At 60.9% G+C, this 22,628-nt stretch carries 23 protein-coding genes; 14 read left to right on the top strand and 9 right to left on the bottom strand.

Features of this window, described 5'->3' with window-relative positions:
- Positions 1-129: 129 nt before the first annotated feature.
- The 3 genes from RAN89_RS16165 to ahpC all read left to right on the top strand — a co-directional run bounded on the left by RAN89_RS16165 (position 130) and on the right by ahpC (position 2,667).
- Positions 130-582 (top strand): DUF4864 domain-containing protein, encoded by a 453-nt coding sequence (locus RAN89_RS16165; RefSeq protein WP_313867261.1) that lies wholly within the window; start codon positions 130-132, stop codon positions 580-582.
- Positions 583-662: 80 nt separating this feature from the next.
- Positions 663-1,955 (top strand): DUF3422 family protein, encoded by a 1,293-nt coding sequence (locus RAN89_RS16160; RefSeq protein ID WP_313869420.1) that lies wholly within the window; start codon positions 663-665, stop codon positions 1,953-1,955.
- 148 nt (positions 1,956-2,103) lie between these two features.
- On the top strand, positions 2,104-2,667 hold the full coding sequence (ahpC, locus tag RAN89_RS16155; RefSeq protein WP_313867260.1) for an alkyl hydroperoxide reductase subunit C: 564 nt from the start codon (positions 2,104-2,106) through the stop codon (positions 2,665-2,667).
- 1 nt (position 2,668) lies between these two features.
- Here ahpC and RAN89_RS16150 read toward each other — a convergent pair whose 3' ends face one another.
- A complete protein-coding gene (locus RAN89_RS16150; protein WP_313867259.1) occupies positions 2,669-2,797 on the bottom strand; it encodes a hypothetical protein in 129 nt (42 codons plus the stop codon).
- A gap of 34 nt (positions 2,798-2,831) precedes the next feature.
- Between RAN89_RS16150 and ahpF the strand changes: the two genes are divergently transcribed.
- The gene (gene ahpF, locus RAN89_RS16145; RefSeq protein WP_313867258.1) at positions 2,832-4,388 is read left to right on the top strand and encodes an alkyl hydroperoxide reductase subunit F; all 1,557 of its coding nucleotides are present in this window, start codon (positions 2,832-2,834) and stop codon (positions 4,386-4,388) included.
- 86 nt (positions 4,389-4,474) lie between these two features.
- Here ahpF and RAN89_RS16140 read toward each other — a convergent pair whose 3' ends face one another.
- Positions 4,475-5,503: an integron integrase gene (locus RAN89_RS16140; protein ID WP_313867257.1), complete on the bottom strand. Its 1,029-nt coding sequence runs from the start codon at positions 5,501-5,503 to the stop codon at positions 4,475-4,477.
- A gap of 524 nt (positions 5,504-6,027) precedes the next feature.
- Here RAN89_RS16140 and RAN89_RS16135 point away from each other — a divergent pair.
- The gene (locus tag RAN89_RS16135; protein WP_313867256.1) at positions 6,028-6,462 is read left to right on the top strand and encodes a hypothetical protein; all 435 of its coding nucleotides are present in this window, start codon (positions 6,028-6,030) and stop codon (positions 6,460-6,462) included.
- A gap of 165 nt (positions 6,463-6,627) precedes the next feature.
- The gene (locus RAN89_RS16130) at positions 6,628-7,578 is read left to right on the top strand and encodes a tRNA dihydrouridine synthase (protein ID WP_313869419.1); all 951 of its coding nucleotides are present in this window, start codon (positions 6,628-6,630) and stop codon (positions 7,576-7,578) included.
- A gap of 73 nt (positions 7,579-7,651) precedes the next feature.
- Here RAN89_RS16130 and RAN89_RS16125 read toward each other — a convergent pair whose 3' ends face one another.
- The gene (locus tag RAN89_RS16125; RefSeq protein WP_313867255.1) at positions 7,652-8,506 is read right to left on the bottom strand and encodes an NUDIX hydrolase; all 855 of its coding nucleotides are present in this window, start codon (positions 8,504-8,506) and stop codon (positions 7,652-7,654) included.
- 119 nt (positions 8,507-8,625) lie between these two features.
- Between RAN89_RS16125 and RAN89_RS16120 the strand changes: the two genes are divergently transcribed.
- Positions 8,626-9,543, top strand: a complete 918-nt coding sequence (locus RAN89_RS16120; protein ID WP_313867254.1) for an SDR family oxidoreductase — start codon at positions 8,626-8,628, stop codon at positions 9,541-9,543.
- Between the two features lie 18 nt (positions 9,544-9,561).
- Here the strand turns inward: RAN89_RS16120 and RAN89_RS16115 are convergent, their stop codons facing one another.
- Positions 9,562-10,788: a GGDEF domain-containing protein gene (locus RAN89_RS16115; RefSeq protein WP_313867253.1), complete on the bottom strand. Its 1,227-nt coding sequence runs from the start codon at positions 10,786-10,788 to the stop codon at positions 9,562-9,564.
- Positions 10,789-10,945: 157 nt separating this feature from the next.
- Between RAN89_RS16115 and gshA the strand changes: the two genes are divergently transcribed.
- On the top strand, positions 10,946-12,484 hold the full coding sequence (gene gshA, locus RAN89_RS16110) for a glutamate--cysteine ligase (protein WP_313867252.1): 1,539 nt from the start codon (positions 10,946-10,948) through the stop codon (positions 12,482-12,484).
- A gap of 7 nt (positions 12,485-12,491) precedes the next feature.
- Here gshA and RAN89_RS16105 read toward each other — a convergent pair whose 3' ends face one another.
- A complete protein-coding gene (locus RAN89_RS16105; protein WP_313867251.1) occupies positions 12,492-13,061 on the bottom strand; it encodes a hypothetical protein in 570 nt (189 codons plus the stop codon).
- Between the two features lie 174 nt (positions 13,062-13,235).
- On the opposite strand from RAN89_RS16105, the gene ylqF reads away from it, so the two are divergent.
- Together ylqF and RAN89_RS16095 are read left to right on the top strand one after the other, a co-directional pair.
- Positions 13,236-14,243 carry a ribosome biogenesis GTPase YlqF gene (gene ylqF, locus RAN89_RS16100; RefSeq protein ID WP_313867250.1) on the top strand — a complete coding sequence of 336 codons (1,008 nt, stop codon included), beginning with the start codon at positions 13,236-13,238 and terminating at the stop codon, positions 14,241-14,243.
- 67 nt (positions 14,244-14,310) lie between these two features.
- Entirely contained in the window at positions 14,311-15,057 is a 747-nt protein-coding gene (locus RAN89_RS16095) for an SOS response-associated peptidase (RefSeq protein ID WP_313867249.1), read from the top strand.
- Positions 15,058-15,064: 7 nt separating this feature from the next.
- Here RAN89_RS16095 and RAN89_RS16090 read toward each other — a convergent pair whose 3' ends face one another.
- The gene (locus tag RAN89_RS16090) at positions 15,065-15,952 is read right to left on the bottom strand and encodes a hypothetical protein (protein ID WP_313867248.1); all 888 of its coding nucleotides are present in this window, start codon (positions 15,950-15,952) and stop codon (positions 15,065-15,067) included.
- Positions 15,953-16,024: 72 nt separating this feature from the next.
- Positions 16,025-17,194 (bottom strand): toxin-antitoxin system YwqK family antitoxin, encoded by a 1,170-nt coding sequence (locus RAN89_RS16085; RefSeq protein WP_313867247.1) that lies wholly within the window; start codon positions 17,192-17,194, stop codon positions 16,025-16,027.
- A gap of 79 nt (positions 17,195-17,273) precedes the next feature.
- Here RAN89_RS16085 and RAN89_RS16080 point away from each other — a divergent pair, with 79 nt between their 5' ends.
- The 3 genes from RAN89_RS16080 (at position 17,274) to RAN89_RS16070 (ending at position 19,365) form a co-directional block, all read left to right on the top strand.
- On the top strand, positions 17,274-17,711 hold the full coding sequence (locus tag RAN89_RS16080) for a universal stress protein (RefSeq protein ID WP_313867246.1): 438 nt from the start codon (positions 17,274-17,276) through the stop codon (positions 17,709-17,711).
- Between the two features lie 82 nt (positions 17,712-17,793).
- On the top strand, positions 17,794-18,633 hold the full coding sequence (locus tag RAN89_RS16075) for a M90 family metallopeptidase (RefSeq protein ID WP_313867245.1): 840 nt from the start codon (positions 17,794-17,796) through the stop codon (positions 18,631-18,633).
- A 57-nt stretch (positions 18,634-18,690) separates the two neighbouring features.
- Positions 18,691-19,365 carry a YitT family protein gene (locus RAN89_RS16070; RefSeq protein ID WP_313867244.1) on the top strand — a complete coding sequence of 225 codons (675 nt, stop codon included), beginning with the start codon at positions 18,691-18,693 and terminating at the stop codon, positions 19,363-19,365.
- 5 nt (positions 19,366-19,370) lie between these two features.
- On the opposite strand, the gene RAN89_RS16065 is transcribed toward RAN89_RS16070, so the two are convergent.
- Entirely contained in the window at positions 19,371-20,006 is a 636-nt protein-coding gene (locus tag RAN89_RS16065) for a thioredoxin domain-containing protein (protein ID WP_313867243.1), read from the bottom strand.
- Positions 20,007-20,475: 469 nt separating this feature from the next.
- On the opposite strand from RAN89_RS16065, the gene RAN89_RS16060 reads away from it, so the two are divergent.
- The gene (locus RAN89_RS16060) at positions 20,476-22,032 is read left to right on the top strand and encodes a sensor domain-containing diguanylate cyclase (protein WP_313867242.1); all 1,557 of its coding nucleotides are present in this window, start codon (positions 20,476-20,478) and stop codon (positions 22,030-22,032) included.
- A gap of 212 nt (positions 22,033-22,244) precedes the next feature.
- Here the strand turns inward: RAN89_RS16060 and RAN89_RS16055 are convergent, their stop codons facing one another.
- A complete protein-coding gene (locus tag RAN89_RS16055; RefSeq protein WP_313867241.1) occupies positions 22,245-22,571 on the bottom strand; it encodes a DUF6172 family protein in 327 nt (108 codons plus the stop codon).
- Positions 22,572-22,628: the final 57 nt, after the last annotated feature.

Here is a 22,628-nt window from a genome sequence, read left to right as displayed (position 1 = left end):
CCTTTTTTTATGGGGCCAGGAAGTGCCCTAACGTTTCACTGGGTTAAGCCACCGCGCAGGTATTGCAAGGAAAGCACAGGAATAGACTGGGTTCACCGGTTACCGGCGTCCTTCCTGGCAGGAGGTTCTATGGCCAACAGCGTGATCCGTTTTCTCCGCTCTGTGCCGGGCGCGATAGCGCTATGGAGTGTGTTTGCGTTGGGTATCGGGCTGCCTGCGCATGCCGAGGCTGACAAAAACGAAACCGCAGTGATCACGGTCATCCAACAGCAGTTGGAGGCATTTGCCGCGGACGATGCCGAGCAGGCGTTCAAATACGCGGCCCCCAGTATCAAAGCCATGGCGGGCAACGCGCAGAATTTCATGGCGCTCGTGAAGACCCGCTACAGCCCGGTTTACCGGAACTCCAACGCTGCGTTTCTCAAGCCTCTCATTCGGGGGCATGCGGCCCTTGTAAAGGTGCGTTTGACGGACGAGAACGGCATCCACTGGATGGCGGCTTACACCCTGGAGCGGCAGAAGAACAAGCAATGGCTGATCAGCGGCTGTCAGCTGTTTGAGGAGCAGGGCACTTTCGTGTGAATTCGCTAGGCGGCTAGCGTCCGCTTCCGGCTCTATGATCCGGTAACGCTGCAATGCAGCATGCCACCATCGAAGCCGCCATGACACAGCTACCTTCCCAGCATCGCCTGCGCCTTTCGCTGCACAACGAAGTGCATGCCCGCCCGCCCGAGCCCATGGGCATGCCCATGGCGCTTTCGCATGTCGTCATGGCCTGCAACGCTGAGCAGCGCGATGCCAGCCGCGCGCACATGGCCGCTTTGGCCCGCGACCACCACCTCCCGGCGCCAGAGGAAGGCTCCATCCATATGCGCATGGATTTCGGCCCCTTCAAGGTGCGCTGGGAACTGCACACCGAGTTCGTAACCTGGACCTTTATGCGCAGCATTGCTGCCGAGGGCGGCACGGAGCGCGACCCTGAAGTCGCGCTGGACGCCGTGCCCCAGCAGTGGTTTGCCGAGCTGCCCGGCGAGTGCCTGGCGTGCCTGCACTTGTGGGTGTTGCCCGCCAAGGAAGAAACCGTGATGCCCTGGCTGCGCCATGTGCTGCATGAAGAAACGCTGGTGGCATCTGCCGTGGCGGATGGTTTGGGTGAGGTGTACACCGACTTTTCGGTGCATGCCGATGGCTTCTCCCGCATGGTGCTGCTGGCCGGTGGCATGACGCCACGCCGCTTGGGTCGCCTGGTGCAGTGCCTGCTGGAAATCGAGACCTACCGCATGGCCGCCTTGCTGGGCCTGCCCGCAGCGCGCGAAGCCTCGCACGTGCTTGCCAGCGCAGAACGTGAACTCGCGGAATTGGCCGAAGCCATACGCTCCGCCACCCGCAATGACGAACCCATGCTGCTAGACCGGCTGACCCGTCTGGCAGGGCAGGTGGAAAGCCAGCACGCTGCCACCCATTCGCGTTTTTCGGCCAGTGCGGCCTATTTTGAGTTGGTGGACAAGCGCATTGAAGACATTGCCGAGTCGCGCTTGGCGGGCATGCAAACCATCCGCGAATTCATGGACCGACGCCTCACCCCCGCGCGCAGCACTTGTGCGTGGTCCAGTCGGCGGCAGGATGCGTTGTCGCAGCGCGTGTCCCGCATCAGCAACCTGCTGCGCACGCGGGTGGAGATCGAGCAGCAGCAAAGCAGCCAGGCGCTCCTGGCCACCATGAATACCCGCCAGGGCCTGCAGCTGCAATTGCAGTCCACGGTGGAGGGGCTTTCGGTTGCGGCAATCACTTACTACATCGTCGGTCTCGTGAGCTACATGGCCAAGGCGGCCTCTCACCACGGTTGGCCCTTGAGCCCCGAGATAACGGCTGCAGCCGCCATTCCGGTGGTGGCAGGCAGCGTGTGGTGGTCTTTGCGGCGCTTGCACCACCGGCTGTTCACATCGGTGTCATAAGCCCATGGAAGATTCCTATGGGGTGTGGGGCAGGCTTATAGGTTTTGCCAATCCACTCCATTGGATCAATCAACCCTGAACATGGCAAAGAAAGCCTAAGATTCACCCCGTTCACTTCACGAACAACCTATTTCAAGAGGAAATCACCATGTCTTTGATCAACACACAAATCCAGCCTTTCAAGAATGAAGCTTTCCACAACGGCAAGTTCATCACCGTGACCAACGAGTCCATCAAGGGCAAGTGGAACGTGTTCATCTTCATGCCTGCCGCTTTCACCTTCAACTGCCCCACCGAAGTGGAAGACGCAGCGGACAACTACGCCGAATTCCAAAAGGCCGGTGCCGAGGTTTACATCGTGACCACCGACACCCACTTCGCCCACAAGGTGTGGCACGAAACTTCCCCCGCAGTAGGCAAGGCCAAGTTCCCCCTGATCGGTGACCCCACACACGCCCTGACACGCGCGTTTGACGTGCATATCGACGAAGAAGGCCTGGCACTGCGTGGCACCTTCATCATCAACCCCGAAGGCGTGATCAAGACTGCCGAAGTGCACTCCAACGAAATCGCCCGTGATGTGAAGGAAACCGTTCGCAAGTTGAAGGCCGCCCAGTACACCGCCGCCAACCCCGGCCAAGTGTGCCCCGCCAAGTGGAACGAAGGCGCCAAGACCATCGCTCCTTCCATCGACCTGGTCGGCAAGATCTAAATCACCGGCTCCCGTCGGTAGGGCGGCGCAAGCCGATCACCAGCCGGACAGCGTCCTGCGGCATGTGCAGCAGGCCGTCCGGCTTTTTTTTACCCAAAATATGGCTGTAGCCCACACACAATGTGCGCAAGCAGCTACTAAATCGATAGCAACAAGGAATCACCATGCTCGACGACACCCTCAAATCCCAACTCGGCGCTTACCTGGAGCGCGTCACGCTGCCGATCGAGATGGTGGCGTCCTTGGGTGATGACGACAACTCCGCGCAAATGCGCGAGCTGCTGCAAACCATTCAGAGCCTGCGCAGCGACAAGATCACTGTGGCATTCGACGGCACAGACGCCCGCAAGCCATCCTTCAGTCTCAAGCGTGCCGGCACAGACGCTTCTTTAAGGTTTGCCGGGCTGCCCCTGGGCCATGAATTCACCTCGCTGGTGCTGGCCCTGCTGTGGAGCGGCGGCCACCCGCCCAAGGTCGAGCAAGACGTGATCGACCAGATCAAAGGCTTGGACGGCGACTTCAACTTCGAGGTCTATATGTCCCTGACCTGCCACAACTGCCCGGACGTAGTGCAGGCCCTGAGCCTCATGGCCATCCTGAACCCCAAGGTCAAAACCACGGTGATCGAAGGTGGCGCGTTCCAGGACGAAGTGAACGAGCGCGAAATCATGGCGGTACCCAGCGTCTACCTGAATGGCGCGTTGTTTGGCAACGGCCGCATGCTGGTGGAAGAAATTGTGGCCAAGCTCGACACCGGCGCGGCCGACAAAGACGCTGCCAAGTTGAGTGCCAAAGACCCGTACGACGTGCTTATCGTCGGCGGTGGCCCCGCAGGTGCGGCAGCTGCGGTGTACGCCGCTCGCAAAGGCATCCGCGTGGGTGTGGCGGCTGAGCGCTTTGGCGGCCAGACCAACGACACCATGGCCATTGAGAACTACCCCTCGGTGCAAGAAACCGACGGCCCCAAGTTCGCCGCCGCCCTGGAAGCCCAGACCCGCTCGTACGGCGTGGACATCATGAACCTGCAGCGCGCCGACAAAATCGTGCCCGCTGCAGAAGCCGGCGGTTTGACCGAAGTGGTGCTGGCCAATGGCGGCACGCTCAAGGCCAAGACCGTAATCTTGTCCACCGGTGCCCGCTGGCGCAATGTGAACGTGCCCGGCGAAGCCGAGTACAAAAACAAAGGCGTGGCCTACTGCCCGCACTGCGACGGCCCCTTGTTCAAGGGCAAAGACGTGGCGGTGATCGGCGGTGGCAACTCCGGCATCGAAGCCGCTATCGACTTGGCCGGTGTGGTGAAGTATGTGACCGTGATTGAGTTTGCAGACCAACTGAAGGCCGACGCCGTGTTGGTCAAAAAGCTGCACAGCCTGCCCAACGTGACCGTGCACACCAACGCCCAAACCACCGAGATTACGGGTGCGGACGGCAAGGTCAATGGCCTCAAGTACAAAGACCGCGCCACCGGCGTAGAGCACCACGTGGCGCTCGAAGGCGTGTTCGTGCAAATCGGCCTGGTGCCCAACACCGAGTTCCTGAAGGGCGTGGTGGACCTGAGCAAGTTCGGCGAAATCGTGGTGGACGCCAAGGGCCACACCAACGTGCCCGGCGTGTTTGCAGCAGGCGACTGCACTACCGTGCCCTACAAGCAAATCGTGATCGCAGCCAGCGAAGGCTCCAAGGCCGCGCTGAGTGCGTTTGACCACTTGATCCGGCACTGAGCTCTTTGAGCTACCGTTTTCAAGTAAAAGAGGGCTGCGGCCCTCTTTTCTATTGCGCGAGCAGCTATAAATTTGGTAGCAAATGGCTAGTGTGCGGGTAGCAAGGTGTCCAGCGGGCTGGTTGTGCCACCCGCAGCTACCTTGAGCACGTGCGTATAAATCATGGTGGTGGACACATCGCTGTGGCCCAGCAGCTCTTGCACGGTGCGGATGTCGGTGCCAGCTTGGAGCAGGTGCGTGGCGAAGGAATGGCGCAGGGTGTGCACTGTGGCATGTTTGGCGATGCCTGAATGCATCAATGCAGCTTTTAGCCTGTTACCCAAACGCTCATCAAAAAGGTGATGGCGTCGCTCGACACCTGTACGCGGGTCTATGGATAGTTTGTCTGACGGGAAAACCCAATGCCAAGCCCAAGACTCGCCAGCCCGTGGGTACTTTGCTTCCAAAGCATGGGGCATGAAAACGCCGCTTCGCTGCGATGCACGATCTGTTGACCACAGGGCGCGCGATTTCGCCAACTGATCGCGTAGGCTGCGTACCAAACTGTGCGGCAACATAACCACTCTGTCTTTGTCACCCTTGCCACTGCGCACCACAATGGCGTGGCGATCAAAGTCCAGGTCTTTCACACGCAGGTTCAGGCCTTCGGCAAGGCGCATACCAGTGCCATACAAAAGGCGTGCCAAAACTCCTTCTGCGCCCTCGATCAATGCCAACACAGATTGCACTTCAGTTACGGTGAGCACCACAGGAATTCGCTTGCGCTCAGGGGGACGCCCAATCGACTGCAGCCAAGGCAAGTCTTGGCCCAACACTTCCTTGTACAAAAAAAGAATGGCGTTCAGCGCTTGCCGGTGTGTGGCGGGCGACACTTGCCGCTCAGCTGCCAACATGGTCAAAAATGCCTCTACTTCGGCTTGTCCCATAGTCCGCGGGTGGCGCATCTCACCGTTGCGACCATGCCAGCGGACAAAGAAGCGCGCCCAATAGACATAAGCTTTTTCGGTTTGCAAGCTATAGTGAAGATAACGAATTCGCTCGCGCAGTTGATCCAGAAGGCGCGTGGACTGGAGTGCAGGTGCACCGACTTTTGGGTCTTTGTTATACCTGTTCATTCATACAGTATATTTTTCTAACCCTATGTATGCAAATGCTTTTTCGCCCTCGTGTGACTCATGTTATTCCGTGCAGTGTCGTGGTATCCGGCAAATTCACGGGATATATCAATAGTTAAACGGCTACCACATGCAGCCTGAGTCCTATCCAGTAGTTGGTTTGTTTCAGAACGACACGCAGGCCGAAATTCGCCTGTTCCTTGAGATGGTTCCAGAAGAAGTGGTTTTGTCCCCTGGGCACTCTGTTGAACTGCTTGCTCGACCAAGTGCGGACCTCCTCCCTTTAGATATTCAGCCCGTAGATGGCGGTTTCCAGATTCACGCCCATCGGGAATGGGATCCCAATTGGCATGTTCGATTTCGGGGTCAAGTGATTAGGGCGGGGCACCCGACGGTACTGAAGGAATTTGAATGAAAATTGGCATTTCGACACCGTTTAACCCGTCGGCCCACACGGACACACAGCTGCAGGTTGCCGCTCTGCGGCAGTTGCTGCGTGCCGTTGACCTTCGACGTTAGCCATCATGAAATTCATCAGCGATTCCGGTCTTGTTCTTCTCGCTGCTGTTGCTGGTCTGTTTGCGGAAACGCCCGTTCCGCCCTGGAGCGAGATGGCTGAACTGGTTTCATCAGCTATCGCATTCTTGATGTTTGTTTGTCTGTTGTTCTGGCCGCACCTGCGTTTACATCGCACGGTGCTCGGTGTCTTTGTTGGCGTTGTGCCTTTGCTTCGGGTTCTTTCAGAGCTGGCGTGGGATGTTGTGCCTCATTACCTCCCGCGCTCGTTCTTCTTCCTAGCTCAGCTATTGGAGGCAGATGGCGAGGGCGCATACAACGCCAACACCTATCAAGTTTTTCTCTTGCTCGTGGGCACAGCATTTCTAGTTGCAATAGCCTTGTTGTTCAATAAGTCGGCACAGCTGCAAAAGCCTCCATCGGCTTCTGGCTTCTCACGTTAAAAATGTGGTTCTGAACGATCCCCTTGGCCTAGGGAGCACGGCTCGGTGTGGCTAGGCGATTCCCACCAACGCGTTTCACAAAAACCTGTTCGGTGACAATGCGCCCCTGATTCCCCAGAGCCGCATCTCCCTATTCTCGTGCCCGTACGTATCTACCTCGCCCCCATGGAGGGGCTTCTCGACTTTGTGTTGCGCGACATCCTGACCCGTGTGGGCGGGGTGGAGAAGTGCGTGTCGGAGTTCATCCGCATCACCCACTCGCTGATGTCCGAGAAGGCGCTCCTTCGTACCGTGCCCGAGCTGGAGTTTGGTGCGCGCACATTTGCAGGTGTGCCGGTGTGGCCGCAGCTGCTGGGCTCAGACGCTCCCTGCATGGCTGAGAACGCAGCACGCCTGGCCGAAATGGGTTCGCCCGGCATTGACTTGAACTTTGGATGCCCGGCCAAGGTGGTGAACCGCCATGGCGGTGGCGCCACGCTCTTGCAAGACCCTGAGATTCTTCACACCATCGTGGCTGCCGTGCGCGCTGCGGTGCCGGCCCACATTCCGGTAACTGCCAAGATGCGGCTGGGCTACAACGACGACAGCCTGGCCCTGGACTGCGCCCGTGCACTGGAGGCCGGCGGTGCGGCCGAGATCGTGGTGCACGCCCGCACCAAGGCCCAGGGCTATCGCCCCCCCGCTTACTGGGATCGCGTGTCCGATGTGCGGGGTGCGGTGCAGGTGCCGGTGGTGGTGAATGGCGAAATCTGGAACGTGCAAGACGCCCAAGCCGCCGTGGCGCAAAGCGGTTGCAACGCGCTGATGCTGGGCCGCGGCATTGTGGCCCGCCCTGCGCTGGCCCGCAGCATTCTGGCGGCCATGGGCACCGCGCCTGACAGCATTGCCCAGCCGGGGGACGACTGGACGTGGCAAGACCTGGGCCCGCTGATGCACGCCTTTTGGCAAGTTGCCAGCACCCGCCTGGAGCAAAAGCAGCAGGCCGGTCGTGTGAAGCAGTGGCTCAACCTGCTGCGCCGCCACTACCCTGAAGCGCAGGTCGCGTTTGACGAAATGCGCACGCTGGTGAGGCCCAGCGATGTGGATGCGTGGATACGGCGGTCGATTCCGGTTTGAGCATCAAATCAGCTGCTGGCGCCCGTGGAATATGCGCAAGCAGCTACTGATTTTGTAGCACTCTGCGCGGCACTCAACTCCACAAACTCTCCAGCGGGCCGTCGGGCACAAAGCGCTTGTTGCGCACCACCATGCGGGTAGGGCCGGGCAGGGCGCGTGCTTGCACAGAGTGGCGCGGGTCGCCGGGGTAGCTGAGGGTGACTGTGCCGTCTTCCTCAAAATTTTCAGGGCAGATGCAGGGCGGCATTTGTGCGCGGGCTGCAGCCAAGGCCTCGGCTGCCGTGGTGTAGCGGGCCAGGTGGCCCAGGCTCATGATCTGGGGCGGAGCCATTTCGATCTCGCCGCGGTGGTAGCGCTGCAGGGCTTCTACCGGCGGCAGCCAGATGCTGGCGGTGGTTTCATAGTTGTCGTGACTGGCGATTTGGTTACTGGGGGCCAGTGCCAGAAAAAAGCGAGTGTCAAACCGCTTTTTGCTCAGGGCCGCCATGCGGGGCGTGATCCAGCGGCTCCAGGGCACCAGTGCGCTGGCTGCAAGCTGAGCGGCAGATGCGTCCACCCAGGCCTGCCAGTCGGCACTTTGCAGGCTGGCCGGGCGGCGCTCTCCGCGGGCCAAGAGCACACCGGCCTCTTCGTATAGCTCGCGCAGAGCCGCCACATACAGGCCGGCAGCCAACTCGGGGCTTTGGTCCGCCTCACCCAGCCGCTGCGCCAAGGCGGTGGCCGGCTCGTCCAGAGCTGCCAAGGCGGCAGGGCTGCTGTCGTGGGCGTCCATCTTGCCACCCGGGAACACATAGGCCTCACCAAAGGTATCTGAGAGGCCGCTGCGCTTCATCAAAAACACCTCGAGGCCGTGACGGGCATCGCGCAGCAGCACGACGGTGGAGGCATCGCGCGGTGTGCCGTTGGCGGGGGCGAGGGTGTCTTGCATGGGACTGTTATTTCTGTTTTGTTTTTTGGTGAGCAACTGCTTGAATTAAAGTACCTGCAGCTGACGGGGGGCCTACGGACTTGCCCTTGGTCGGAGCCCACAACCCGAGGAGACGAGTCATGAATCTGGATTTCAAAGGCCGCGTGGCCATCGTAACGGGCGCAGGCGGCGGCTTGGGTCGCCAACATGCGCTAGCCCTGGCCGCACGCGGTGCCAAAGTGGTGGTGAACGACCTGGGTGGCGCGCGCGATGGCTCGGGTGGCTCGCTCTCCGCAGCCGAGTCCGTGGTGGCCGAGATCCGCGCGGCGGGTGGCGAGGCCATGGCCAATGGCGCGTCAGTCACTGACTTTGAGGCCGTGCAGGCCATGGTGCAGCAGGCCATGGATGCCTGGGGCCGGGTGGATATTCTGGTGAACAACGCCGGCATCCTGCGCGACAAGAGCTTCGCCAAGATGGAGATTGCCGACTTCCGCACCGTGGTGGACGTGCACCTCATGGGCGCAGTGCATTGCTGCAAGGCCGTGTGGCCGCACATGACAGAGCAAAAGTACGGTCGCATTCTCATGACCACCTCCAGCTCCGGCCTGTACGGCAACTTCGGCCAGAGCAACTATGGCGCAGCCAAGATGGCGCTGGTGGGTTTGATGCAAACCCTGGCACTGGAAGGTGCCAAGAACAACATCCACGTCAACAGCTTGGCCCCCACGGCTGCCACCCGCATGACCGAAGGCCTGATGCCGCCCCAGGTGCTGGAGGCCCTCAAGCCCGAAGCCGTGGTGCCCGCCATGCTGGTGCTGGTGTCTGAGGACGCGCCCACCCGCACCACCTTGTGTGCCGGTGCCGGCAGCGTGGAGGCAGCGCATATCACGCTCACGCAAGGCGCATGGATCGGTCTGGATGCACAAGCGCCAGAAACTTTGGCCGCGAACCTGCGCCAAGTGCTGGCCCGTGCGGGTGACATGGTGCCGGAGAGCGGCGCTGCGCAGGGCAGCCAGGAAGTGACCCGCGCCTTGTCTCATCTGGCCGGCAAGGCCTAAGCGTGGAGCACGCTGCCCCTAGCGCAAGGGGGCAGCGGCGGTGGATGCAGCTGCAGAGTCCATCTCGGGCAGCATTTCGCCGTTGATGTGGGCCAGCGCGCGCTGCTCGGTTTCGTCCAGCACTTCCTGAGGGCGGGCGGTGCCGGGCACCAGCCGCGAGATGCCCACGCCGTATTGCGGTTGGAAGTGGTGCATGCCAGCCCGCGGGTCAGACACCATGAGCGGCTTGTTGAGCAGGGCACGCATACGGAAGATCAGGCGGTCCACCTCTTTGGGGTTGGGGCCCGCCGATATGACCACCACAAAGCAGCGCGGGTGGTACAGCCCCACCACGTAGCGAAAGCCCACGGCGCGCCGCAATCGCGCCGCCATGGCAGACAAAATTTGCTGGTCCACCGTGTGGCCGGCGGCCTCACCCATCGAATAGAGGTTGCGCAGGTGCAGGGCGACCACGGTGCATTGGGCATGGGCCCGCTCAGCGCGCCAGATGGCGTCATCCACCTTGGCCAGCAGCACAGAACCTGTGGGCAGGCCCGTAGCGCGGTCGAAGCCTTTGTCGTCACCTGCCAGCATCTTGAGCCTGCGGTTGTGCCGGTTGCGACGCGCGGTGAGGGTAATGCCCACCAAAAAGTGCGCCACGGTGCCTACGGCAATCAAGGCTTTGGCGGGCAGGCTGATGGCGTCTGGCCACAGTGCGCAGGCATACAGGCCCAGCACCATCACGCCCAAGAAAGCGCAGGCCAGCACCATCCAGCGGGCGAGGTCGTCGCCCAGCATGCTGGCGCGCACACAGGCCTGGAAAGCCAGCACCACACCCAAGGCACTCACGCCGGCTGACACCAGCAGCGGGTTCAGGCCGGGCCAGTTCAGCCAGCCTGCACCCACCACCGCCAGAAAGCCGGACACCGCCACCAGCAAAGTAGCGCCCCACATAATGGTGTTGTGCACCAGGCGGTCCACCAGCGCGACACCCAGCCACAAGCCGAGGTAGCGCAGCACCAGTGCGCCGCTCAAGGGCCCGAAGGTGGATTGCAGCAGCAACAGCGTATGGGCTTGCAAGCCCGGTATCAGGGCCATGGGCAGGCCCGACATCAGCACGCAGCTGCTGCCCATGACCAGCACATAAGCCAGCCCGCGCCAGGAGGCGATGGAGTTGTGGACCAGGATTTCGCTCAGGGCTCCGCAAGCCAGCGTGATCAAACCGCCCAGCATGCACGACCAGATAAAGACTTCCATGGCAACCATGCGCCCATTATTTATGTCTGGTCTGTAAATTGAAACCTTGAAAAACCCTGTATTTGCACCAAATGAAGGCCAATGCGAAGGGAAAGCCGGCGTCCTGCACGTTTCATCCGCCTGTGGTACCTTTGCGCCCCCGTCAAAAAGTTAAGGGCCATTGGTAATGGACAGATCACAAGAGGCCCTTAGTGCCCTGACCCCCGAGCGTCTGCGCGGCATTCGCCGTGGTCTCGAAAAAGAAAGCTTGCGCGCACTCCCCGGTGGCAGTTTGGCCATGACGCCGCATCCCCATGCAATGGGCTCGGCTTTGACGCATCCGCACATCACCACCGATTTCAGTGAGTCGCAGGTGGAGCTCATTACCGGCGTACACGCCCAACCTGAAGACTGCCTGCAAGAGCTCACCGATGTGCAGCGCTTCACCCTGCAAAGCATGGGCGAGGAGCGCCTCTGGGTGTCCAGCATGCCTTGTTGTCTTCCGGATGACGACGCCATTCCCCTGGGGCAATACGGCAGCTCCAACGTGGGCCGCTCCAAAACCGTGTACCGCATGGGCCTGGGCCACCGCTACGGGCGGCGCATGCAAACTATCTCGGGTATTCACTACAACTGGTCGTTGCCGGATGTGTCCAGCGAGGCCTACTTCGGCCTGATCCGCAACTTCCGTCGCCATGCGTTTTTGCTGCTGTATTTGTTCGGTGCATCACCGGCGGTGTGCTCCACCTTTGTGGCAGGTCGCCAGCACCAGTTGCAGCCCCTGAGCGACGGCACCATGTATTTGCCCTATGCCACCTCCCTGCGTATGGGCCGGCTGGGCTACCAGAGCGATGCGCAATCGTCGCTCGCAGTGAGCTACAACAGCCTGGAGGGCTACGGCCATTCCTTGCAGGGTGCGCTCACGCAAGCCTACCCCGCCTACGAGGCTATCGGCGTGCAAGGCCCGGACGGTGAATACCGCCAGCTGGCGACCAGCTTGCTGCAAATCGAGAACGAGTTTTACGGCACCATCCGCCCCAAGCGGGTCACTTTTCCGGGCGAGCGCCCCCTGCACGCATTGCGCGAGCGCGGTGTGGAGTATGTGGAAGTGCGGCTGATGGACCTGGACCCCTTTGAGGTGGTGGGCATCAATAGAAGCACCATGCGCTTTCTGGATGTGTTCCTGCTGCACAGCTTGGCAACAGCCAGCCCGGACGACACCCCTGCCGAGATTGCTGCCTTGGCCCGCAACCAGCAGGACGTGGCCGAGCGCGGCCGCCAACCCGGCTTGCAACTGCAGCGCAACGGACAAGCCATATCGTTGGTGGACTGGGGGCGCGAGCTTCTGGACCAGATGCAGCCGTTTGCGCAAGCGCTCGATGCTGCCCATGGCAACACGCTGTACACCGACGCATTGGCCCATGCGCATATCGGCCTGGAGCAGCCGGACACACTGCCATCAGCCCGCGTGCTGCAAGCCATGCAGCAAGATCACCAAGGCTCGTTTGCGAAGTTTGTGTTGGCGCAAAGCAACCGCACCCGCAACGCCATGTTGGCGCAGCCTTTGGCGGCAGAGGTGCAGGCACAGTTCGAGCAAGAATCGGCGCAATCCTGGGAAGCCCAACGCGCCATTGAAGCGGCAGACACCATGCCCTTTGGTGTCTACCTCAAGGAGTTTCTGGCACCCCACCGCTTGGTGGCGGGGCGCCGCACCGTGGCTGCCTAAACAGCGATTAAACGGCTACGGTTGCTTCAACAGCGGCTGCAGCCTTGCGCACGCGGGGGGCAGCCTTGCGGGCTGTCTTTTTCACAGCGCGCTTGGCGCCAGCCACTTTGGCCTTGACCTTGGAGCCTGCAATGCGGGCCACCAGATCGCCACTCTTGGCTTCCAGCTTGGCAGCCACTTTGTTCACAGCCACCACAGCAGGCACGGCGGCGTTGGCCACCGTGCTCAGGGTGTTCAGGCCGGTGCTTTGCTCAAAGCGGGTGGCGTTTACGGCGGCTTGTTCCAAGCCCTTGCCGGCCAGCTCAACGGCTTTGTTGACAGCGGTGTCTGCGGTGTCGGTGGTCAAGGTGACGCCTTGGACGTAGTAGCCGGTGATCTTCTTCTGAGCGCTCAGGGCGTTGGTACGCACTTCGCTGCTGATGCGCTTGCCGGCTTTTTGCACGGCGGCAGACCAAGTCTTTTCCACGTAGCCGGCAGCGCGCTCGTTGCCCAGGCGGTAGGCGTTGATCACGTTCTTGGCCGTGTTGCCGTAGCTGGCGATCAGGTCATGGGTAGCGCTGGTGAGGGTGGTGCTCATGGAAAACTCCTGTGGAAAGATGAATCAATAGGTCTATGGCTTGATTCTCAAGAAGCCCCCTAGTGAAGACACCTTAAATCCGGCCTCTTTCCTAGGGGCGGCTGTCTAAGCGGTGCATGCGGGCCACATACGGGACAATGCAGGGTTTAGTGCAGCGACAGAAAGACATACGGCATGGCAATTCAGTGGTTCCCGGGGCATATGCACCTGACCCGCAAGGCAATTCAGGAACGCATCAAGGAGATTGATGTCGTCATTGAGCTGCTCGATGCACGCCTGCCCGGGTCGAGCGCCAACCCCATGCTGGCCGAGCTGACGGCGACCAAGCCCGCACTCAAAGTGCTTAACAAGCAGGACCTGGCGGACCCTGAACGCACCGCGCTCTGGCTGGCGCACTACAACGCCATGCCCGGCGTGCGCGCGCTGCCGCTGGATGCCAGCATGACCACCCCCGCCAAGGCGCTGGTGGCCGCCTGCCACGAACTGGCCCCCAACCGGGGTGGTATGGCCAAGCCCATGCGGGTGCTGATTTGCGGCATTCCCAATGTGGGCAAGTCCACACTGATCAACACCCTCAAGGGCAAGCGTGCTGCCAAAACCGGCGACGAGGCCGGTGTGACCAAGATCGAGCAGCGCATCACCATTGCGGACGACTTCTATCTCTACGACACGCCCGGCGTTCTATGGCCCCGCATCATCGTGGCCAAGAGTGGCTACAACCTGGCGGCCAGCGGTGCCATCGGCAAAAACGCCTTCGACGAAGAAGAGGTCGCCCTCGAACTGCTGGACTACCTGCGCCAGCATTACGCGGGTGCGCTGGAGGCGCGCTACAAGCTGACCGGTGTGGCGGGGCAGACGGACGAGCAGCTGCTGGACGCCATTGGCCGCAAGCGCGGTGCCTTGCAGTCGGGCGGGCGCATCAACCTGAACAAGGCGGCTGAGATCGTGATCCACGATTTCCGCAGCGCGGTGCTGGGCCGCATCACCCTGGAGACGCCGGAGCAATTTGCCCAGTGGCTGGCCGAGGGCAAGCAAATCGACGCGGAGCGCCAGATGAAGAAGGACGCTATTGAGATGGCCCGCCTCATCCGCCTCAAAAAGGTGAAGCGTCCTGATCAACCCCGACACAGCGATGCCCGTGAGGCTGCGGCTGACAAGCCCGCCCCCTCAGACGAGGAATAGAGCAAAAGTAGCCGCCAGCGCCCGCCGCATATGCGCGAACAGCTCCTGATTTCATAGCGTTGAAGCCATGTGCACCAACTTCATCCCTTCTGCGCGGGTCGATTTTCTGGAGCAACGGCTGGGGCCTGTGGCGCCTTTGCCTGTGGGGGCTGCAAGCTGGCCTGTTGAAACGTTTCCCGGCTACGCCGCACCCGTGGTGGTGCGCAGCGGGCAGGGCAGTGTGGCCTTGCAAGTAGCCCAGTTCGGGCTTATGCCCGCCTGGAGCAAAGATGCGCAACATGCCCGTGAACTGTCCCGCGGCACCTACAACGCACGCAGCGAAACCGCAGCCATCAAACCCAGCTTTCGCCATGCGTGGGCTGCACGGCAGTGGGCGCTGGTGCCCATGGAGTGTTTTTTTGATCCCTGCTGGGAGGATGCGGCTGCGAATGCTGGCCGTGCGGTTCGCTGGCGCATGTCCATGTCCGATGGTGAGCCTTTTGCGGTGGCGGGTTTGTGGGAGCGCTGGACGGATAAGGCCAGTGGCGAGCAGGCGGACAGCTTTACCTTGCTGACTGCGAATGCCGATGGCCACCCCCTTATGGGCCGCATGCACCGGCCCGGCGATGAGAAGCGCATGCCGGTGATCGTGCCACCCGGGCGCTATGCCGATTGGCTGGATGCAAGTCCGCAGCAGGCCATGGAGTTCATGCAGTGCTTTCCTGCAGAAGAGATGCGGGGCGAACCCGCGCCCTTGGTGCGTGCCACCAAAACACCGCGCGCTGTGCCCCGCAGCGACAGCCCACCGCCGCCGGAGAACCTGTCCTTGTTCTGAGCTGCGTTCAGCGCAACTCGGCTTCCAGGTTGTCCCACAGCTCCTTGTCTGCCAAGGGCGTCTCTTTGGACAGCGTGGGGTTGGCAATGCGGATGACTCTGCGGCCCGAGAGGTTGATATCCGAAAGAATGCTTTTCTTGAATTGCAGGTAGCGCTTCTGGAATTTGCCATTGCGCATCAGGATGCGCAGACCTTCCTCCGCGCGTTGGGCCAGCTTTTCACCTTCGGGCGTTCTGGGGAAAAAGAAATAGCGCGGTAGCGGGTAGTACAGCACCAGCTTTTTCTCCACCGTCAGGTCGGGGTAGGCCGGGATGTTGCTAGCGAGTTCTGCGCTGATTTCGTTCACTCCGCGCGAGAACAGGTCAAACCTTCCTGCGTCCAACATCGGAAACAGGCTCTCGTAGGTCGGGCCGGTCACCACGTCCAAACCGGCATAGCGCAGGATGTCCACATCGATCCAGCTTGCCGCCTGTCCGATACTGAATTGCCGGAGCTCGCTCGTGCCGCGTATGCCGCTAAAAGCGGGTTGATTGATGCCCTTGATCAAAAAAAGGCGGTAGCCGGTGAGCCCCTTGTCCAGTGGAATGCGAATGGGGAGCAATTTGGTTTCGCGGACTATGCTGGTGGTCCGCGCCATCACGGTGATGTCCTGGCTGTTGCCCAATTGCATTTCGGCGCGGGCGGGTGTCATCACTTTGGGGCTGGGCTGCAGTTCGTAGGCCCCCCATTTGCTCTGGGTTTCGTCGAGTGCCAGTTGCAGAATGTCCCAGTAAAAGTTCATGCGCACATCCGCCCCGCTTTCGGGCGGCGGGTAGATGTATTGCATGGGCGCAGCCCACGTGCTGACGTGCAGCAGCGCAGTCAAAATCAGGCCAACGACGGCGTTTGTCTTCATGAGTCGCAGCCTCTCTGCTCTCGGTTTATTTGGAACCAAGTTTAGCGCTGCGATATGACAATGCGAAGAAGTCTATCTGCCCATGGCCTTGCGTGAGCCGTCCTCAAACAACTCGTCGTCACTGCGCAGGGTGCCGTCTGCATCCCACACGCGTTGGCGTTTGATGTTGCCTTGGGCGTCGTAGGTGTTCTCGAGTTCTGTTTTGCCGTTCTCGAAGAAGCTCAGGTGCACGCCGATTGCGCGTTCGCTGTAACGGCCATCCGACACAAAGCTGCCCTGGAAGCGCAGCTTGCCGCTGTCGGTAAAGCGCTGCCATTCGCGCACTTCGGTGCTGCCTTCCAGCGTGAACTTTTCTTTGCTTTGGGGTTGGCCATTCAGGAAGTAGCGAGCATCCAAAGCAAGGCGGCTGCGTTTGCGGCCGTTGCTCTCTGCCACGGTGTACAGCCGCTCCCGCACCAATGTGCCACTGGCGTGGAACTCGGCATCACGCAGCAAGAGAGCAGGGCGACTGCTTTCGTCCCACAGCTTTTCACGACGCTTGATGCCGTCCTCGGCATAAAAGCCTTCTTTGACTTGGGTACCGTTGCGTTCCAGGTCGTCCGACGGCTTGCCACTGGAGTAGAAGCGGGTGGACTTTTGCACCACGCCGGCTAGCAGGGTCTGGGTGCCTCGCAGGGTGCCGTCGCTGCCAAACGTGGAAACGGTGGATGCTTTTCCACCAAAGCCGCACAGGGCAGCATCGTCCACATGGGGCGCCAACAAGGGCTTGGGGCCGCAGCGCAATTCGCTGAGCTGCTTGTTGGCCGTGAAGTGGGCCGCTGCGCCTTCCCGTTCGGTATCCGCCACAAACTCCACGCGTTTGGGTGCACCACTGTCGTACCAGCTGCGCCGCAGGCCACGGGCGTTGCCGTTCACGTTGGTGAACTCTTCGATGAGCTGGCCATTGGCGGCCCACTCGCGCTCCAGGCCCACATGGGGGCCATTCGGCGTGGTGGTGAATTCCTTGTTCAGCTTGCCATCGCGGTAGTAGCGCATCAGGCCGAAAGAGTCGCCGTTGCGCAACTCATACTCGCGCTCCATGCGGCCCGTGTCCCGGTCTTTGCAGCGCACCAGGCCGGTTTTGCCGGCGGATTCCGCACCGTTGTTGGTGTTGATGGTTTGGCCGTTGAGTTCACAGTCCTGCACCGCAAAGGCAGCAGGGGTGATGCAGATCAAAAGTGTGGCGAGGAGGCGGTGTCGCATGGTCGTGCTGATGATGTAGGTCAAGGAATGTAGCGCAGCGGGCGCGCACAGTGGTGGCATCCCAATACAGGAGGACACCATGTTCAAACACATTCTGCTGGCCACGGACGGCTCGGCCTCTTCAGAGCACGCAGCCCAACTGGCTGTCAACCTCGCGCGCACCCACGGCTCCAAACTCACGGCCCTGTATGTGGCTGACCCTTACCCCTATATCGGCATCGGCGAAATGAACCCTGCGGGTCTGCAGGCCTACGCATCAGCCGGGCAACAACTGGCAGCCCAGGCGCATGCGCATGTGGATGCACTGTGCCGCGACGGTGCACCTGTCGAGCTGGACGCCCGTTTCGTGGAAGACGCTACGGCGGTCAACGGCATTGTGCAAAGCGCGCAGACCGTGGGTGCAGATCTCATCGTCATCGGTTCACACGGCCGCTCCGGCGTGGCGCGCCTGGTGCTGGGCAGCGTGGCGGCCAAGGTGGTGGCGCAAAGCCCCGTACCGGTCCTGGTGGCACGTTAAGCCCCGAGCGCCTGTGGGCGCTTGAAAAAGGCTGCAGGGCCTCCAGTTACAGCGTTCATGCAACGCCGCTAACGGGAGACCTGTGGCCTTTACTTTGTTTTGTATCGCCGCATTGGCGCTCTTAGCCGGCCTCCTGGGGTACCCGCGCTGGTTGGCTTGGCGGCGCAGTCGCCTGCAGGAGCAAGCTTTTCCGGCGGCTTGGCGCAAGTACTTGCGCAAGCGGGTGCCCCTGTTTGCGCGCCTGCCGGCTGACTTGCAGCTGCAACTCAAAAAGCACATTCAGGTTTTTGTCGCGGAGAAGGCGTTCATCGGATGCGACGGCCTGCGCGTCACCGACGAAATGCGGGTAGTCGTGGCCGCCCATGCCTGCCTGCTCCTGCTCAATCGAACCCGGGGCGCCCCGACAGACTACTTTGCCGGGGTTCGCCAAGTCCTGCTGTACCCGGCGGCGTTTCTGGTGGACCGCAGCCACACCGATGCTGCCGGCGTCCACCATGCCCAGCGTCAGGCGCTGGCAGGCGAGTCGTGGTCACAGGGGCAGGTCATCCTGTCCTGGCAGGACGTGTTGCAGGGTGCTGCCGACCCGCAGGATGGCCGCAATGTCGTGATCCATGAATTCGCCCACCAGCTGGACCAGGAAAACGGTCAGGCGATTGGTGCACCTTTGCCGTTGGCGGGGGATGCCAGCTACAACCCCCAGCGTTGGAAAACCGTGTTGAGTGCGGCTTTTGAGCGATTGCAGGGCGAAGCCTTTATGCACCAGCAAGGACTGCTGGACCATTACGGTGCGCAGGACCCCGCAGAGTTTTTCTCCGTTGTGTCTGAAGTGTTTTTCGAGCAGGGTGCCGCATTGCGCGACTATGACCCGGCGCTGTACCGCGAACTGCAGGGCTACTACAAGGTGGATCCGGCCAATTGGTAAGGCGCGTGTCAACCGCCGTGGCGCGGCGGGCGGCACAATGCTTGCTCAGTCCGGTTCATGTCTTCTTCCATGCCTCTATCCCCTCCCGACAAGCCCGCCAGCGGGCCGGTTGATCTGCCTGCCGCCCTGCAAGGCGATGTGCAGCAGCACACCTTGTTTGAGGATGCGCAGGCCATCTTTACCGGCACCTTGTTTGTGAGCTTGGCGCTCATCCTGTTCGGGCAGGCCGGCTTGCTCACCGGCGGTACGGCCGGTGCGGCGTTTGTGCTGCATTACGCCACCGGGGTGAGCCTGGGCAAGCTGTTCTTTTTGATCAACCTGCCGTTTTACTGGTTTGCCTGGCAACGCATGGGGCGGGAATTCACGGTCAAGACCTTCGTGGCCATCACGTTTTTGTCAGCCATGGCCGAATGGTCGCCACGCCTGTTTGCCATTGAGCGGTTGCATCCCGCCTATGCGGCCGTGCTGGGCGGCCTGCTGCTGGGCTCGGGGTGCTTGTTTCTGGCGCGTCACCGTGCCAGTCTGGGTGGTGCCACCATCGTGTCGCTGTACCTGCAGCGCGCGCGTGGTTGGCGCGCCGGCATGGTGCAAATGGGCATGGACTGCACCATCGTGCTGCTGGCGTTGACAGTGGTCGACCCGGTGCGCGTGGCGTACTCCGTGTTGGCGGCGGTGGTGATGAACCTGTTCATCGCGGTCAACCACCGCCCCGGCCGTTACGCAGTGCTGTAGCGCTTTTAGTTCACGCCCAGAAACTCGGCAAGTGCCGCGGTCTCCATGGCGCCTGCGTTGGTGACTACCTGACCGGACTTGATGTTTTTGGCCACCACATAGGGCACAGATTCCACCGCCAGCTTGTTGAACAGCTCGGTGTTGGCCTTGATGATGGCTTCTACCTCAGGTGCCACCGACGCGGGCAGGGGGGCGCCGCCTGTGCCGGCGAGGATGGAGCTTTCATGAGCTGCCATGAATTCCGCCGGGTTGGATGCACTCAGGATGGCCGCGCCTTGAGGCGCGCTCTTTCCGTTGATGAAGGACACGGGGATCCACACAAACTTTGCCTTGGGCAACAAGGCCTGGGAGGATTGCCACAGGTGGCCGCAATGCGGGCACTGGGGGTCAAACAACACATACACCGGGTTGGCCGCCATCATGGCACCCACGGTGAAGCCTTTGCCCTCAGCGGCGATCTTTTCGTAAGCCTGTGCAGGTGCCAGGGCAGAGGCTTTCTCCGCAGGCTTGGTGCCGGCTTCTTCTTGTTTGCCGCAAGCGACCAAACTGCCCAGCGCCAATGCCATGGGCAGGGCCAACAGGCGAAGGCGGTTGCGATCAGGAGAAGCCGGGTGGGCGGTAGGCAAAGACATCATGGACATAGGTGTAGCAGGTTGTAAAAGTGTCAGCGGGGGTAGAGTCGGTGAAAGCGGCAATGGTTCCCGCAGTGGCTACTTTACAGGCACCCTCTGCAAAGCCCCTGTTGGTGCGGGTTTTGGGGCTTGTAAACATAGTTATCCACAAAGTGGCGCACAGTTTTCGGGGGTAATGCGATGCAGTTTGACGTCGTTTTCTTCAGCTACACCGAATTTCAAAAAGTGCTAACACAAAACTTTCCCTCATTGACAAATCACAGATTTTTCATTTTGGAGAGACGTGAATTTGCCTAAATTTTAGGCATCGTGTCGCAGCCCAATACTGGCGCGGATTTCGCGGCTTGTACCTCGTGTTATCCACAGCGTGGCCCACACGGGAATGGGGTAAGTTTTTTGTCTTACGGGTTGTTGCAAGTCGGACCTTCTGCCATAGTGGCAGCAGGGAAGGTTCAACAACTACAAAGGCAGGTACAACATGCCAAACAGGATTCGTGTGCGTCGCAGTGTGTCGCTGCGGCGTGCCTTGCAGATGCTGGTGGTCTTCAGTGTTTTGCCTACGGCCCTTGTAGGCATGTTGTTGGCTTATGCCAACTACCGCCTGCAACGCGAGAGCGTGGAACAGCAAACAGTATGGGTCGCCCGTGCCATCCAATCCGATCTCGAGCGAGAGATGGCCGCCATCGAGTCGGCGCTCAAAACGCTGGCTACCGCCCCAGAGCTGGAGAGCGGCAATTTGCGGGGCTTTCACCAGCGGGCTACCCAAGCCTTGGGTTCAGGATCGGTACTGAATTACATCCTGACAGACCGTGAGGGGCGGCAAGTGCTGAATACTCTGCTTCCGTTCGGTGCCCCTCTGCCGACTCGCGGAACGCCTACCCAACTGGGCAAGGTGTTTGATTCGCAGACTACGGTGCTGACAGACATGTTCATTGGCGTGACCACCAAGGCGCAGATCATTGCAATGGGGGTACCGGTGGTGTCTGGCGGCAAGGTGATTTACAGCCTCAACATCGGGCTCACACCCGAGCGGATCAACAAAATCATTGCCCGCCACCCCGTGCCTGAGGGATGGCTGGTAGCGGTGTTGGACAGCAGCCGGACGATTGTGGGGCGCTCACGCGAACCCGAACGTTTTTTGGGGCAGAAGGCCGTGCCGGAATTGGCCAACATGCTCACGCAGCGTGACTCGGGGTTTATGGAGTCGGTCACCAAAGAGAACATTCCTGTGTTCACCGCTTTCAGCACCTCACCTTTGTGGGGCTGGACGGTGGTGAGCGGTGCGCCCAAGCAAGAATTGCATCGGGAACTTCTCATGCAGCTCGCGCAGGTGATGGCGGGCCTGTTGGCGGCACTCATGCTGGGGCTATGGCTGGCTCGCCGCGCCGGTCTGAAAGTGCTCTCTTCCGTCGGTGAGCTCAATGATGCCGCCTTGGCACTCGGCCGTGGGGACGACATCACCCTGCCGAATTTAGAACTACAAGAGGCCCAGGCCGTGGGTACGGCAATGCTGCAGGCGGCCGACGCCATGCGCAAGGTGAAGTTCTTTGCCCAGCACGACGCGCTGACCGAGCTGCCCAACCGCCTGCTGTTTGATGAGCTGGCACAGCGCAGCATGTCCTTGGCCCTAAGGCGTGACAGCGAGCTGGCCCTGTTGGCGCTGGACCTGGACGGATTCAAGGCCGTCAACGACAGCCTGGGTCATTCCACGGGCGACGAGGTCCTCAAGACCGTCGCCCTGCGGATCGGTCAAACCATTCGTGGCTCGGATGTGGCGGCCCGTATCGGGGGGGACGAATTCATCATTCTGCTGTCCGATGTGTCGGCCGAGGCGGCCATGCAGAGTGCTGAACGGCTGGTCGAAGTGCTGTCAGCGCCCTATCCCGGAGTCGGCTTGCCCTTGGGGGTGAGCATTGGTGTGGCACTTTTTACCCGCCACGGTACCGAAATGAAGACGCTCATGGTCGCTGCAGATCGGGCGCTCTACGCCGCCAAAGGTGCTGGCAAGGGGCGGGCTGTGATGGCGTCCGGTTGATACCTGTTACCACAGAAAAACGGTCGCCAAAACAGGGGCTTTATGGCTGCCTGTTTTTTTGGCATCGTGTCCCAAGCCAATGCTGGTGCGGCTTTCGGGTCTTGTAAACACGCTTATCCACAATGCAGTCCACATGGGATTGGGGTAAGTTTTTTTCAACTTTTTTTGCCCCGCGCGCGCTCAAGCCATGGCTGGTCTGTGCTAGACCTAAATCACTCTTCCAGGAAGTTGGCAATCGTCGACCCGGCTGCCGGATCCCGCGGCTTGCGCACACCGTGTTTGGCCAGGATCTCGATATAGAACTGCTTGCCGCCTTCTTTGGCAATGGCGTCGACCAGGCCGATCAGCTCGGCAGAGTGGGCCACCACAGCGTCCTGTTCGGTCGCGCCGAAGCGGCAGTCAAAGTCCCAGAAATCCACGCCTTCAGGCAAGGCGCGGTTGCGTTCGCGCTTCATGTATTTGCGGATTTCGTGCTTGGTGGCATCCAGCAGGCGGTCGGGGTGCTTGCCTTCAACGTGAAGGGGGAATGTTTTTTTCATGGGGAGGTCCTGGGGCGCGCGGCCGCTGAAATGCAGCCGGCAGGTCGTTCATGCCAA

The organism is Rhodoferax mekongensis (assembly GCF_032191775.1).
GTDB lineage: Bacteria > Pseudomonadota > Gammaproteobacteria > Burkholderiales > Burkholderiaceae_C > Allorhodoferax > Allorhodoferax mekongensis.
This window is presented reverse-complemented; position numbering and strand designations above follow the sequence as displayed.